Source organism: Turicimonas sp. TL08 (assembly GCF_054660695.1).
The window spans coordinates 24,529-37,754 of sequence record NZ_BAAGDP010000026.1 but is presented as its reverse complement, the minus strand read 5'-3'; the positions used below and the strand labels follow the sequence as shown (position 1 = coordinate 37,754).

The following is a 13,226-nucleotide window of genomic DNA, read 5'->3' as shown; positions in this document are numbered from 1 at the left end:
TTATCACGAGTTTTTATTTAATTTTTATAAGGAGAATCATTATGAATTATTTGATTAAATTTGATAAAAATGGCAGACGTGGTGAGACGTATGTCAAGGAAGAGAAAACTGAAAAACAGATCAAGGAGTTAATGGATAAAGGATTTCTTGAAATTTCAGAAACTCAGTATCAAGTTCTGCTTGGAAACATTGATGGTCAAGAATATGTTAGGAACCAAGACGGAACCTTTTCTCCGTATATAGCTCCGGAGCCGACAGAAGAAGAAAAAGCAGCTGCAGCATTAGAACAAGCTAAGGCGGAAAGAGCTGATGCAGTATCTAAGATTACAGTTGAAGTCGACGGAATGGTTTTTGACGGAGATGAAACTGCACAAACTCGTATGAGCAGAACAATTGCTGCAGCTATTGCTGAAGATGTGGACCTCGATGTTGAAATGCGTCCTTGGGTGTTGGCAAATAATACAGTCGCAAGAGTAACAGTACGGCAGCTGGCAAGAGCTTTGCGGCTTGCAGGAGATACACAAACCGCACTTTGGACAGTGCCGTACGAGTCAAAATAGGCTATGCCTGGCACAACTTGTTTTCGTTACTAAATTGCTGTAAAGAGTCTGTTGACTCTATCTTCTGAGTTATCACTCGAGACTTTCCAGCACAGTCTTGAATATAACTACTCCACGACTCATAAATTCCCATTCTGGAGTCAAAAAAATCACTTCTTTGGTAGGCACGAGAAACACTGCTTCCAACAGTGTGCGCAAGACATGTCTCTGCGATTTCATAAGAGACATTGTTATCCGCCATCCAAGAGCGTGCAATTGATCTAAGACCGTGAGGTACTAATCTTCCCTTAAAGAAAGAATGGTTTCTCATGAAATTAGTGAGAATTTGACTATTAACCGGATTTGATGATTTCAGCCCTGGGAACACATAAGCAGATCGTTTGTGTTTTGATATCTTTTTCGCTTCGCTGAGTAAAGATAAAGCATAGTCTGTTAAAGGCACTCTGTGTTCTCTTTTCATTTTCATAAACTCTGCAGGAATTGTTAGGCAGTTTTTGTCTATCCACTTCCAACGAAGTGACGCAACTTCTCCCGGTCGAAGCATTGAATAAAGTGAAAAGAAGAAAATCGATTGAATATGTTTATTTGCATCTCGATTGATTACTTCAATAATTTCGGGCAGCTCTTGCCAGGGTAGAGCTGGTCGGGGAATTTTCTTTGGAGTTTTAAATAATCTGTTGACTCCGATTACTGGGTTATGAAGAAGATATCCTGCGCAGACGGCTATATCAAAAATCTCTCGAATTCTCATTAGGCAACGTTTAGCAGTAGCGCGTTTACCTGATTTCTCGATAGGTTTTAATAGCTGAATGACCATTGGGGCAGTAATTTGATCAAGTTGCCGATTTGCTAAAAACGCAGTGACGTACTTCTCTAGTCGTTGTTTCTCTGAACGATAACTAACAATCTCACCTTTCTTGAGACTTTTCCAAAGCGAATAAGCATCTTGGAATGTATAGCCTTTTGGAGGAGCAAGTTTGTATTTTTGACGTTCTCTTCTTGCGAGTTGACAGGCCTGTCGTTTTTGAATTTCAGGAAAATGCCCAAGAGTTATATCAATCACTCGGTTATTGTAAGGAATTCTCACTACCCACGATTTAATCCCTGAGGGCATTACCCGAATAGAAAGTCCAATATCTACAGTGACGGAATAGCGTTTTTGTGCCGGAGCTAACTGCCGAATTTTGTTGTCTGTAAAAGGAGGTTTGTTCATTTTGAGAAAACTCTTCTTTTATCAAAAATTTTGATTTTTAGTCTTCTCTTTAGGAGAAAAATTATGTTGCAGCATCTGCATGACGCAGCCGCTGATATCGCCATTTCTATTGTTTTCGGAATGGCAGGTGGTCTGCTGTATTACTTATCAGCTATCGAAGAAGGTAAAGTGTTTAAGTGGCGTACTTGTATTTTGCAAATGGCTACGAGCGGTTTTTGTGGAGTAATTACATTCATCTGCTTTGTCCATTTAGCAGGCTTTTCTCCGGATGTCTGTGCAGCGTTTAGCGGCATTTCCGGTTGGATGGGTAATCGCGGTTTGAAGTTAATTGAAGTCGGTTTAAAAAAAAGAGCGGGGATAAACGAATGAGCGAGCACTTTAAAGCAAGTGAATTTATTTCTAAGGATGGTAAAGAAAGCCCGTGGCCAGATGTTGTAGCTCCTGGACTTTACGAGTTGTTGGAAGAGATTAGAGCGGATTTTAAAAAGCCAATTTGCATAAATTCGGGGTATCGTTCTCCGGAGCACAATTTAAATATTGGAGGAGCCATGAACTCCTATCACACGAAGGGATTGGCTGCTGATATTAGACCGCAATACGGTAAAGAGTTTGAGAAAGATTTAAAGCGTTTGAAAATCATAGCAAACCGTCGCTGCAAAGGCGGCGTTGGATTCTATGACACTTTTGTTCACGTTGACCTCGGACCTCAGAGACGATGGAATGCTTAATCTTGTTAAGTCAGGAGCAGTAATTGCTGCTCTTATTTTTGCTTATTGCTTGGGCCTGACGAATGGCAAGCGTTCGGAGGAGTTGAAAAATGCCAATATTAAAGTCGCAACGCTCACGAGAAGTATTCAAGAGTTCAAAGCCAAGCAGACAAGCGATGCGCTTGCTTTATCTGAGTTGCGTGTTGCTGAGTCTCGTGCTCGTGATGAGTATGAGTGGATGCGCCAGCAACTCTCAATGCTTGAATCAAGAGCCTCCAAAGATAACTCCGGTAGAGACTGTCTTAGATTTCAAAGATTGGCTGTCGAGAAAGAACAGCTCCTCAATGAAGCTCAAAGAGGCCTTGAATTCTGCTACAAAAACCATAAGTAAGGAGAAAAGAAGTGAGTGATTTGTTAAATGAAAAAGGTCAGCTCGTCGCTAAAGAATGCGAGCGAAGCAAATGTGAAGTTTGGACTAGAGTGATGGGGTACCATAGACCTATTGATTCTTTCAATATTGGCAAAAAGGGAGAATTTGCTGAGAGAAAGTATTTTTCTGAGAGCAAGGCTAAATTTTGATTTTTAAATGTATCTGAAATAGGTACTAAATTATTTAAATTTCTCTATAAATATTGGGGATATTAATCTCTATTAGTCCCATCTCGCCACTAAGCCTCTAAAGAATCTTCAAATTTTTCATCGACAAAGCAACTTTTGCTTTTCTGATTATTTTCCAAATTTGGCTGAATTCGGAGTTTCTTCCGAAGGAATCGCTGTGTCTAAATTTTCCTTACTCACGGTGCCTTAGGCTTGATGAAACGAGAAAATCAAGTCTCCGAAGGAAATCGTTTTCCCGCAAGTTGGTGTTTACTGAAGGTTTGCCAGAAGCTATAGGTGTAGCTTCTCAAAAATTTTCTTCCTTGAACTTTGTTTTCTTTTGTGTCTGTATCGGATAATTTCTTCATTCTTTCCTTACTAACTAACTTTTAATTTCGATGGAGTGAATTCACATGTTGAAGAAAGTATTGTGTGCAGCCGTCGGCTCAGCAATTGCTGTTTGCGCCTACGCTGAATCCAACGTAACTCTTTATGGGGTTTTAGATACAGCCGTTACAGTGACAAAGCACAAGAATCAGAGCGCCAAAGTCATGATGGACGACGGTATCTACGGCGGAAACCGCTTCGGCTTTAAAGGTACCGAAGACTTAGGTAACGGCTATTCCGTAGGCTTTATCCTTGAACAAGGTTTTAAATTATCCACCGGGGCAGAAGGCGATGCAGGTAAAGCATTCAACCGTGAATCTTTACTTCAGGTAACAAGCGATTGGGGCCAGTTGGCCTTCGGTCGTGCAGGCGGTCTGTCTTCAGATAACGGTACTTACACTATCTTAAGAGGTTCTGCACTTTGGACTTCCTACTACACAGACGGCTGCGTAGCCGGTGCTTTTATCACAACTGATCGTTACGATAACTTGGTTGTCTATCGTTCCCCGGAATTCGGCGGAGCTACCGTAACAGCAATGTATTCCAACGGTACAGGCAGCGATGATCAAAAGTGGGCTAAGAACTCTCACTACTATGGCTTAGGTCTTGATTACAGCAAGAACGACACAGGCTTCAGCGCTATGTGGGAAATGCTTGATAACAAGGGCATGGATGCTCAGTCAACTCAGTTGTTTACTATTGGCGGAAGCCAGGGTTTCGGCAACTTGACAGTTCATGCCGGATATCAGTTTGCTCAGCATAGCCAATACCTTCCGGCCTGGATCAGCCTTCCTAGCGACATGGGCCTCGCATCCAGAAAAGGAGTAACTCAAAACGCCTTCACAGCTTCTATCGGTTACCAGATTTGGGGCGGTGAATGGAAGCTTCAAGGCAACTATGCTTTCGGAAAATATAAAGCAACTAACGAGAAGTACAACATTTGGTCTGTCGGTACAGCTTACGAATATCCGTTCAGCAAGCGCACAATGGTTTATTCCTACGCCGGTTACGGTCAAGCCAACAAGATGCTGAAAGAATCCTCTGACTTCAATTCTTGGACACTCACTTTCGGTATCAACCACACCTTCTAAGCTGTAAAACCGCTTAGTAATGTCAAAGCCCGCGAATGCGGGCTTTGAAGTACTTGGAAAAATTAATCTGAGAGTCGATGAAGGTGCGGCTTCAGTGCATTCCATTGTTCTTCTGTGACAGGGGTGATGGAAAGTCTGTTGCCTTTCTTTAGTACCTGCATTCCTTCGCACTCCGGAATCTCTCTTAAATCCTGGAGGCTGATTCTTTCTACCTTATAGAGGACTTTTACATCGACCTGAACCCATCTTGGCTTAATTTCCGAACTCTTAGGATCGAAGTAAACGGAGTTAATTTCAAACTGAGTCGGATCAGGATAAGGATCAGAGGCAATTCGTCCAATCCCTACAATGCCGGGTTCCTTGCATGAAGAGTGATAGAAAAGGACCGGATCTCCCGTAGAGCATTTGTCGCGCATGAAATTTCTGGCCTGATAGTTTCTAACGCCGAACCAGCCGACTGTTTGTTCTGGCATTCCGAGAACGTCGTCTACGGATACTTCCGACGGTTCGGACTTCATCAGCCATGCATAAAATTCTTTTCCGGACATTCGATCACCTAGGTATTCAAAGAAGAGTGCATTGTAGCAACCTTCAGAAATAACAAAAGCGGCAGTTTCGTGCCGCTTTAGTTGATCTGTTATGACAGATTAATGATGGATAGCGTATCTGATCCAAACAAAGCCGGAACCTACAGTTTCACAGCTCTTGAGTTCAAGTTTGCTTGCTTCCATTGGAGATTCTTCTCCGCACTGGCATTCGATAATAGACGGATGGTCAGACTTGCCGTCGATGCCGGGGTAGATGATTAAGCTGAGTTCATCAACCAAGCCCATCTTCAAGAGATTTCCGTTGATAATAGCTCCGCCTTCAAGAAGCATATTCTTTGCACCGAAATCTTCTTCCAAATGCTTGAGGGCGCTCTTTGTTTCTTCGAGTTTGCTGCCCGGAGTTCTCATAATGTAGGAAACGCCGACGTCTTCCAGTTCTTTTTGATATGCGCGTGTGACGTGGCTTCCGAGAACGGCAACGATATGTTCACCGGTAGGAAGATTGGCTGCCTTGTAATGGAGTTTTCCTTGAGGATCGAACACAACTGCTAAAGGACGTCCTTCTCTCTTACCAACGAACGTTGTGGTGTGCATTGTTTTCGGCCCTTCCATTACCGGTTTTTCTTCAACGATGCCTTCACCGTATTCGGCCATTGTGACACGGCCGACGATCCAGCCGTCGGACGGCATTTTAGAAGCTACAGCTTCATAGACTTCGGAAACATCAGAGGAATTGTTATAGAGGGGAGACCAGTATTTAGAGATAAGACGACCATCGGCAGACATGATCATGTGGCAGATTATTTTCATTTCGACTCTCCTTTGCCTAAAGATGAATTTTGATGACGGAGTTATGCACAAAAAACGTGCATACGGTTCTGCATTTGTAAGTATGCGCTTTATTGTTTAGGAAGGAAAGAAGAAAATTTCTCCCCAGCGCCTAAATGCTTTGATAGGGGTTGCAGTTTCGGGATAAACCTTAGCCGGAGGATGATCTAAACAGTTCTTGTGAAGTGAATCATAACAACTTGTAATGGTGCCTCTGAGGAATAAATAGCTACGGAAGGAAATAGCCCCCAAGTTCAATCTTCTAAAGGAACAGAAGCGGGAGAGGCCGAGCAAACACAGGCTAGTTTTCAACTTGGGTTAGCAAGAGAAGGCTTAAAAAGAATTTTTAAAATTAGTGATTAAAAACTTTTGACATCTTGAGAGATTACCGCTTCTTAACAAGTCTTGGAAGTATTTGGGAGGGAGAGAGCTTTTGGGATAACGGCTTTAAGGTGAATACTGCCGGAGAAATTAGTGAAATTCATCTCCCTAAAAGGCAGAGTTTTTAAATAATTTATTCGTGATAGATCTAGTTTTTTTCAAACAAAGAAAACTTTTTCTCTTCAATAACACATTCAGGATCAAGAAGTTTCAAAAGAACCAATTGAAAAATATAGATTTTTTGAATGGTAGAGAAAATAAAGAACAAAACTAAGAGAGAAGATGGATGTTTTCCTATCATGTTTTTTTACTAACTATTTTAAGAGATATGGAAGTACTAATCCTCCCCCTAAAAGAGGTTAAAAACCTTGCGATAAAAAAATAAATACGAAATACTTAGGGCTCAAACAGATTGCTTTAAATCTTTTCGTATCTATGCTAATATCTATAAAATGAAAAGATTAGTAGGTATAGGTGAAGCCGCTTCAGCACTGGGTGTGTCAATCACAACTCTGCGCCGCTGGGAGGCATCGGGTAAGTTAAAGGCTGAGCACACGGCAGGCGGTCATCGTCGTTATGATCTTGCCAAACTCAAGCCGGAACTAATTCATGCCGCCAGCGCAGACAACCGTCGAACGGTGGCTTATGCTCGTGTTTCCAGCCACGATCAGAAAGAGGATCTGGAACGCCAGAAACATATTCTGGAACTGTATTGCGCCCGCCAAGGCTGGACATTTGAGATTATCTCAGATCTAGGCTCCGGCATGAACTATCACAAAAAGGGTTTAAAGAAGCTGCTGGAGGCTATTCTTGACGAGCAGGTCGGCCGTTTAGTCATTACCCACAAGGATCGACTGCTTCGCTTTGGTGCAGAGTTGGTATTTGCCGTCTGCGAGGCTAAGCATGTCGAAGTTGTGATCCTTAATCAAGGGGAGGACCCGACGTTTGAAGCAGATCTAGCTGAGGATGTGACGGAGATCGTCAACCTATTCTCTGCCCGCTTATACGGCTCCCGCAGTCGCAAGAATCAGAAACTTCTTGATGGTGTGAAGAAAGCGGTGGAAGAATCGCAATGTTGATCGCCCATCGCATCGCTCTTGATCTAAACAACGTACAGGCAGCCTATATGTCACAGGCTGCCGGTACCGCTCGCTTTGCCTACAACTGGGCATTGAGCGAGTGGAAGAAGCAGTACGAAGCATGGAAGCAGGATAATACTCTGTCCAAGCCATCACAAGAAGCACTGCGGCGACAACTTAACAGCATCAAACGCAAACAATTTCCGTGGATGCTGGAAGTGACCAAGAATGCTCCGCAAATGGCGATTATCCAGTTAGGACAAGCTTTTAAAAATTTCTTTGCCGGCCGCTCCAGATATCCCAAGTTCCGTAAAAAAGGAAGAGATGACCGCTTCACGTTGACCAATGACCAGTTCAGCATTGACGCCTTCCGTATTCGAATTCCTCGTCTGGGATGGGTACGTATGCGGGAGTCGCTGCGCTTTGCGGGCAAAATTATGTCGGCCACTATTTCTCGAGTTGCTAACCGCTGGTTTGTCAGTATTACTGTAGATACCGAAGACAATTCACACCTGCCTAGAGCCGAAAACCAAGGTGCGGCAGGCGTGGATTTAGGAGTGTCCGCACTGGCGACTTTATCAACAGGAGAAATTATTGTCGGCCCTAAGCCTCACAAAGCATTGTTGTCGCGTCTCAAACGGCTCTCGCGAAGTCTGAGCCGAAAGCAAAAAGGCTCAGCTAATCGAGTGAAAGCCAAAATCAAACTGGCAAAGCTGCACGCTCGTATTGCTTCGATACGAACCGATGCGCTGCACAAACTGACGACGGATTTGACTCGCCGCTTTCACAGTATCGGGATTGAGGATCTAAACGTGAGCGGCATGATGAAAAACCGTCATTTGTCCAGAGCTATTGCCGACATGAGTTTTTACGAATTTCGCAGACAGCTGCAGTACAAGACGGAAATGCGGGGCGGTCAGGTGATAGTTGCGGATAGGTTCTACCCGAGCAGCAAGACCTGTTCTGTTTGCGGCTATAAGCTCGAATCGTTGCCTTTGTCGGTTCGCAAATGGAAATGCCCCGGTTGCGGAACAGACCATGACCGAGACCTTAATGCGGCAATAAATTTGAAGAATATGGCGGTGAGTTCCACCGTGACAGCCTGTGGAGAGGAAGGCTCTGGCTCGAGTCGAAAGACTCGAGTGAAACCGTCTTCGGAGAAGCAGGAAGCAAGCGGCAGATTTAATCAAATATGATTAGGTCTGTGTAGGTATTGCAGAACGGTAAAAATCATGTCTTTACAGCTCTATTCCACGCTTATTGTCTTTATTTCCTCTGTTTGGTCCTAGTGCATAGAGGTTGGCATGCGGTTGCTCAAGTTAAAGCGTGGGTCGAGAGTTTCAGGACGTTCTTCGGGTGCGGTCCGGCCGTCTGTTGATAGAGGTGTTGTTTTAGGTAGCCAACCAACTTTTCGATATTCTATCGAAAGTTTAGGAAACTCTGTTAGTTGTGCATTGATAGTTTTTGGGCTTATCCCGCGCAGTAGTTATGCTGATCCTCTGAGCAAAGCTCTTTATGGGAAAGGCCAAAAGCAAATCATCCGAAGAACTGACCCCTGTTATTCTTGGCCTGCTAGGACCCTATAAATCAACGGTGAAATCTATTACTTTTGACAACGGCAAAGAGCTTGCAAAGCACGTTCATATCGCCGATAAATTGGAGTGCTAAATGTTATTTTGCCAAGCCTTATCACACTTGGGAAAGAGGAACCAATGAGAGAACAAACGGGCTTATTCGTCAATACATGCCCAAGGGCACGCCTATCAGTCCTTTTAGCGCTGAGCAAGTCGACTCTTTCACGGCCAAGATAAACAGCAGACCAATGGCTCTGCATCGCTTCCTTAGACCAGACAGTGTATTTAACAGTCAAGTGCAAGCTCTGGCGTTCGAATAGCGGCGCTGGCCGACTCTGTCAAGTACTCGTGGAATAAATAGCTTCCGATGTGACCGGCAGGCCACAGGAAGCCGATTTATGCCGCGAAAGGTACTTGACTGAGGAGGACAGCTTAATACGCTTTAGGAAAGGGCAATGCGGCATTTTGCTGCATTGCCCTTGCCGATTCATGACGCCTGGTCCTTCCTTCTGTCAAAAATCTGGATTCAACCTAGCAGATTTTGTCGATTGTTATCGTCTAAGACGAATTTAAAGGCAAAAGTCGTGTTAACCTTCAGAAAAAAAATGCGTTTCGTGCTTGAAAGTGCGAAATTAATTTCTCGGAGAATTTTAAGATTTCCGAAGTCGAATTCTTGAAAGATTGTTCGGTTCCGCTCTAATAGAAGAAAGGAGAAGAGCCAAGCTTCTTGTGAAAAATGCGGCTAGCTAATTAGGACATCTCGGAAATTCTTCTCACATCCTTAGTTTGTTGAGGACTGATGCTTTTATGACTGCCAAGCGGACACGGGTCAGCCTGTAAGGGAAAACATTTGCCTATTTATGGGGATTTGAATTTATGAATTTCCCCGAACTTTGACTTGAGAATTGTTTGTCTTGTTATCCGTTCTAGCAAGTAGTGATACTCTATCCTCAACAGGGGCCCAACTGATGTAGTAAACAGTGCGAGGTTGTGGCTACATCCTGTGTAATGAAATTTCCCACTGACAGGGAAAGAAAAAATTATTAAAAATAATTAAAAAGCTGAGGGTAAAAATTATGCGTACACCTGTGTATACGCTATCTTCCTATCGGTTAACATCATGGCCAAAGAAATTAAATAAGCGGTTAACTGATTCAATGAAGGAAGCAGAATTCTCTGCGCGACGATTCTTAAGAATCAGACGTCCCCTGAATATTCCTTCGACTTGGTTCAACAAGATCCATACAGAAATATTGGATTGATTGCAGGATTCGCTTTAGCCGCTGTTGCCCTCTTTCCTGTGGCGGTCTCGGCTGAACATCTTACTTTTTTGTTGAATGACGAAACAATTAAAAAATTAGAGGAACAGAAGGGCAGACAAGGAATCGATTGGACTAATAAAGTTATTGATTCAACAGCAGCTTGGAAACTCGTTGACGAAGCAGGAAACGCAAGGCGACCAACCATTCTCTCAGGAGACGAGGTTATCATCGAGGACGGCTGGACTTTAACTTTTAGCCCACTACCAGCCGGGAGTGGGGCCGGAATTAACTTCTTTCCAAGAATTGGAATAGACGAATATCTGACCACTACTACTATCACAGGGAAGGGGAATAATGACAGGATAATCGTGCAAGGAAATACCTCGGTTGAAGGTCTATACATTGGGGTTTCTTTTGATATTAATCGGGACGGAGAGGTAATAGATCCTGCACTTCCATGGACAGTCACAATTGAAGATGTAGATCTGGATATCTCACATGTAACACGAGGGATTTATCAATCTCTCGCGTCTACGGTGACAATTAAAAACCAGTCAACAAAGATCGCTAGTACCTGGAATATTTATCCTCTAACAGGAGAGCCGCTAGGGGCCATAGCTATTCAATCCACTCCAACTGAGGATAAATCCAATACGTCGAGTGACGCTTACATCTCAATAGAGTCTTCACAGATAGACTTGTCTTCCGAGGGGAGAATAGTTTTCCAATGGGCTATCGACGCTCTTAAATCAACCATTGATTTGAACGTAAATAATGACGGGGAGGTTCTTTTAAGAGGATTCGCCGATAAAGCACCTGTTTCATTTCTATTGGAGGGAGAAAACGCTAAAACAAACATCGGAGGTTCCTATCTATTATTTGAAACGAAAGGGAACCCACACCGTGGGTTAGGTAAGATTCTGGATGACGATAGAAATCTTTATTATCCGGTCGCTCTTTTAGGAGGTCATGCAGCCTATATCGAGGATGGTGCAACTTTAAACATCTTTTCAAAAAAAGTAGAAGGCACAGTACTCTTTATTACAGACACACAAGGGAGATTACTATACGGCTCTGAAACATCTAAGACAAAATCCATAATCCAAGGAGGTTTTGAATTTGCCCCCGATAGCGGGAAAAACCAAGTTTACTTTGGACCTGGTTCTGTATTCAACGGCCACATATTGGACGCGACTGCTTCAGCCAATGAAACAGTGCCGACGTTCTTCATGAAAGAGTCCACTTGGAACGTACTAACCGGACTAGCAGAAAATCAAGATTATTCGTCCACCGTCTCAAGCCTTAAATTAGATAACTCTACTGTTGATTTAACTAGAGAAAAAGACACATCCTTGAATGCTACATATGGCACAGTAACCCTTGGTACATTAGACAGCACAAAGGGTATCTTCCGTTTAGATGTAGACATTGCCAATAAGCTTAATGACAAGATTATTGTCAAAGATAACGTTACAGGCAAAAGTTTCCTTTCAATCACATCGGCCGGTACAGGCAATGGGACTGACAGTGAAATACTAGTCAAAGCTCCCGTTGACACACCGGAAGAAAGTTTTCTTCTTGAGCCCAAAGAAATTAATGGTCAGAAGTATCGCGCTATCGATGAAGGAGCCAGGATTTATCGCTTGGCAAATGTCCAGAATGAAACGGAAAAAGATAAGCGAGATTGGTACTTGACTCCGTGTAAAGAAGGCGAGTGTCTGCCTGTAGAGGAGGAGCCAGAGCCGCCAGAACCTACGCCCGATCCCCCGGATCCCACTCCTCCGGATCCTCCAAAACCAGATAAACCTTCACCAGATAATCCTGGTCCGGCACTTCCTGTGTATTCGCCATCGGCTGAAGCGATTTTCGCAATGGCAGGTATGGGCTCGCAGACGGCTTTCTATCAAGGACAGCTGTCCGACTTAAGAGAACGTCTCGGAGAAATTCGTCGGGACGTACGCGGAGAAGTCAGAGAAGGTCTTTGGGCATCCGTCGGTGCTCAAAAAGATCGCATTGCCGGTTTTTCGTCAACATCTTTCAAATCTACCGTTTATCGATTTAACTTCGGATACGATACAGCGGTGGGTGAGTGGTTAATTGGCGGTAATTTCAAATATGCGAGTGCCAATCAAAAAACAAAGGACGCTTTCTTTAAAGCAAAAGGAGATGCCCACTCTGAAGGTTTGAATGCATACGCTGTTTGGCACAATGAGAAAGGATGTTATGCCGACTTGATTCTCAGTGCTGATCGTTATCACCAAAGGTTGAATACCTCAATGCTTGACGGCACCGGAGTCCGGGGAACGTATCGGAACTGGGGTGTCGGTGTTTCAGCCGAAGTCGGAAAGAAATCTTTTATCAACGTACAAAAGACCTGGTTCGTAGAACCTCAGCTTCAGCTGGCATACTACCGCATCCATGGAGATAACTTTACCTTGTCGAACGGAATGAAAGTTAAACAAGGCAATTTCAATTCATTGACCGGAAGGTTAGGCGTGGCCCTCGGTAGAGATATTAAGTCTTCTGAAGGTCAGGATAAAGGACAAGTCTATCTTCGCGCCGGTGTAAAGAATGAGTTTCTTGGAAAACAAAAAGTCTATATAAACGATGAAAGATTTTCCGATAAGTTGACCGGCAACCGAGTGTATTACGGCTTAGCTACCGATTGGCTAGTTAGAAAGAATCTTAAGGTTTACGGACACATAGAGCGTGAAAAAGGCGCTCACTATACCAAAGAGATTGAAGCTCAAGTTGGCTTGAAGTGGCAGTTTTAAATTCTGAAAGAGTTTACTCAGAGCTAGAGCCTAAAAGAACGTAACGTAAGTTGTTTGCCGGCATTCCAAAAAGCTTTGATTGCCGGTAATCTTTTTGCGTTCGGAGAATGGTCTTTTTCTAACTTCGACGAGGTGTCGGTATTTGTGGCTTGATGGCGTCTAAATACAAAGGAAGAACGGAACTGAGAGTCCTAGGCAGATAAGAGCCATCCCGCATTAAAAATT

At 43.6% G+C, this 13,226-nt stretch carries 12 protein-coding genes and 1 pseudogene; 10 read left to right on the top strand and 3 right to left on the bottom strand.

Annotated features, from left to right (window positions below):
* The first annotated feature begins 41 nt into the window (after positions 1–41).
* Positions 42–560 (top strand): DUF4376 domain-containing protein, encoded by a 519-nt coding sequence (locus ACYQ4O_RS11290; protein ID WP_460175661.1) that lies wholly within the window; start codon positions 42–44, stop codon positions 558–560.
* A 1-nt stretch (position 561) separates the two neighbouring features.
* On the opposite strand, the gene ACYQ4O_RS11285 is transcribed toward ACYQ4O_RS11290, so the two are convergent.
* Positions 562–1,773, bottom strand: a complete 1,212-nt coding sequence (locus tag ACYQ4O_RS11285; protein ID WP_460175660.1) for a tyrosine-type recombinase/integrase — start codon at positions 1,771–1,773, stop codon at positions 562–564.
* Between the two features lie 63 nt (positions 1,774–1,836).
* On the opposite strand from ACYQ4O_RS11285, the gene ACYQ4O_RS11280 reads away from it, so the two are divergent.
* From ACYQ4O_RS11280 to ACYQ4O_RS11260, 5 genes are all read left to right on the top strand, one after another.
* Positions 1,837–2,142, top strand: a complete 306-nt coding sequence (locus ACYQ4O_RS11280) for a phage holin family protein (protein WP_460175659.1) — start codon at positions 1,837–1,839, stop codon at positions 2,140–2,142.
* Positions 2,139–2,501: a YcbK family protein gene (locus ACYQ4O_RS11275; RefSeq protein ID WP_460175658.1), complete on the top strand. Its 363-nt coding sequence runs from the start codon at positions 2,139–2,141 to the stop codon at positions 2,499–2,501. Before ACYQ4O_RS11280 ends, ACYQ4O_RS11275 begins: the two co-directional genes overlap by 4 nt.
* Positions 2,494–2,871: a hypothetical protein gene (locus tag ACYQ4O_RS11270; RefSeq protein ID WP_460175657.1), complete on the top strand. Its 378-nt coding sequence runs from the start codon at positions 2,494–2,496 to the stop codon at positions 2,869–2,871. Before ACYQ4O_RS11275 ends, ACYQ4O_RS11270 begins: the two co-directional genes overlap by 8 nt.
* An 11-nt stretch (positions 2,872–2,882) precedes the next feature.
* Complete coding sequence (nrdD, locus tag ACYQ4O_RS11265; RefSeq protein ID WP_460175656.1) at positions 2,883–3,059, top strand: anaerobic ribonucleoside-triphosphate reductase; 177 nt, start codon at positions 2,883–2,885, stop codon at positions 3,057–3,059.
* Positions 3,060–3,490: 431 nt separating this feature from the next.
* Positions 3,491–4,555: a porin gene (locus ACYQ4O_RS11260; protein ID WP_460175655.1), complete on the top strand. Its 1,065-nt coding sequence runs from the start codon at positions 3,491–3,493 to the stop codon at positions 4,553–4,555.
* A 62-nt stretch (positions 4,556–4,617) separates the two neighbouring features.
* Here ACYQ4O_RS11260 and ACYQ4O_RS11255 read toward each other — a convergent pair whose 3' ends face one another.
* Positions 4,618–5,103 carry an EVE domain-containing protein gene (locus ACYQ4O_RS11255; RefSeq protein WP_460175654.1) on the bottom strand — a complete coding sequence of 162 codons (486 nt, stop codon included), beginning with the start codon at positions 5,101–5,103 and terminating at the stop codon, positions 4,618–4,620.
* 99 nt (positions 5,104–5,202) lie between these two features.
* The gene (locus ACYQ4O_RS11250) at positions 5,203–5,913 is read right to left on the bottom strand and encodes a dihydrofolate reductase family protein (protein WP_282163604.1); all 711 of its coding nucleotides are present in this window, start codon (positions 5,911–5,913) and stop codon (positions 5,203–5,205) included.
* 851 nt (positions 5,914–6,764) lie between these two features.
* Here ACYQ4O_RS11250 and ACYQ4O_RS11245 point away from each other — a divergent pair.
* The 4 genes and pseudogenes from ACYQ4O_RS11245 (at position 6,765) to ACYQ4O_RS11230 (ending at position 13,001) form a co-directional block, all read left to right on the top strand.
* On the top strand, positions 6,765–7,391 hold the full coding sequence (locus tag ACYQ4O_RS11245) for an IS607 family transposase (RefSeq protein ID WP_460175653.1): 627 nt from the start codon (positions 6,765–6,767) through the stop codon (positions 7,389–7,391).
* Positions 7,385–8,587 carry an RNA-guided endonuclease InsQ/TnpB family protein gene (locus tag ACYQ4O_RS11240; RefSeq protein WP_460175652.1) on the top strand — a complete coding sequence of 401 codons (1,203 nt, stop codon included), beginning with the start codon at positions 7,385–7,387 and terminating at the stop codon, positions 8,585–8,587. The genes ACYQ4O_RS11245 and ACYQ4O_RS11240 overlap by 7 nt, the downstream gene beginning before the upstream one ends.
* A 406-nt stretch (positions 8,588–8,993) precedes the next feature.
* Positions 8,994–9,154, top strand: a pseudogene (locus ACYQ4O_RS11235) (IS30 family transposase); the annotation flags it as partial.
* A gap of 1,036 nt (positions 9,155–10,190) precedes the next feature.
* Positions 10,191–13,001 carry an autotransporter family protein gene (locus tag ACYQ4O_RS11230; protein ID WP_460175651.1) on the top strand — a complete coding sequence of 937 codons (2,811 nt, stop codon included), beginning with the start codon at positions 10,191–10,193 and terminating at the stop codon, positions 12,999–13,001.
* Positions 13,002–13,226: the final 225 nt, after the last annotated feature.

What these genes read in the sequence shown, in the direction of transcription:
- ACYQ4O_RS11290 (WP_460175661.1), top strand. Translation starts at nt 42, where the DNA reads ATGAATTATTTGATTAAATTTGATAAAAATGGCAGACGTGGTGAGACG.
- ACYQ4O_RS11285 (WP_460175660.1), bottom strand. Translation starts at nt 1,773, where the DNA reads ATGAACAAACCTCCTTTTACAGACAACAAAATTCGGCAGTTAGCTCCG.
- ACYQ4O_RS11280 (WP_460175659.1), top strand. Translation starts at nt 1,837, where the DNA reads ATGTTGCAGCATCTGCATGACGCAGCCGCTGATATCGCCATTTCTATT.
- ACYQ4O_RS11275 (WP_460175658.1), top strand. Translation starts at nt 2,139, where the DNA reads ATGAGCGAGCACTTTAAAGCAAGTGAATTTATTTCTAAGGATGGTAAA.
- ACYQ4O_RS11270 (WP_460175657.1), top strand. Translation starts at nt 2,494, where the DNA reads ATGCTTAATCTTGTTAAGTCAGGAGCAGTAATTGCTGCTCTTATTTTT.
- ACYQ4O_RS11260 (WP_460175655.1), top strand. Translation starts at nt 3,491, where the DNA reads ATGTTGAAGAAAGTATTGTGTGCAGCCGTCGGCTCAGCAATTGCTGTT.
- ACYQ4O_RS11255 (WP_460175654.1), bottom strand. Translation starts at nt 5,103, where the DNA reads ATGTCCGGAAAAGAATTTTATGCATGGCTGATGAAGTCCGAACCGTCG.
- ACYQ4O_RS11250 (WP_282163604.1), bottom strand. Translation starts at nt 5,913, where the DNA reads ATGAAAATAATCTGCCACATGATCATGTCTGCCGATGGTCGTCTTATC.
- ACYQ4O_RS11245 (WP_460175653.1), top strand. Translation starts at nt 6,765, where the DNA reads ATGAAAAGATTAGTAGGTATAGGTGAAGCCGCTTCAGCACTGGGTGTG.
- ACYQ4O_RS11240 (WP_460175652.1), top strand. Translation starts at nt 7,385, where the DNA reads ATGTTGATCGCCCATCGCATCGCTCTTGATCTAAACAACGTACAGGCA.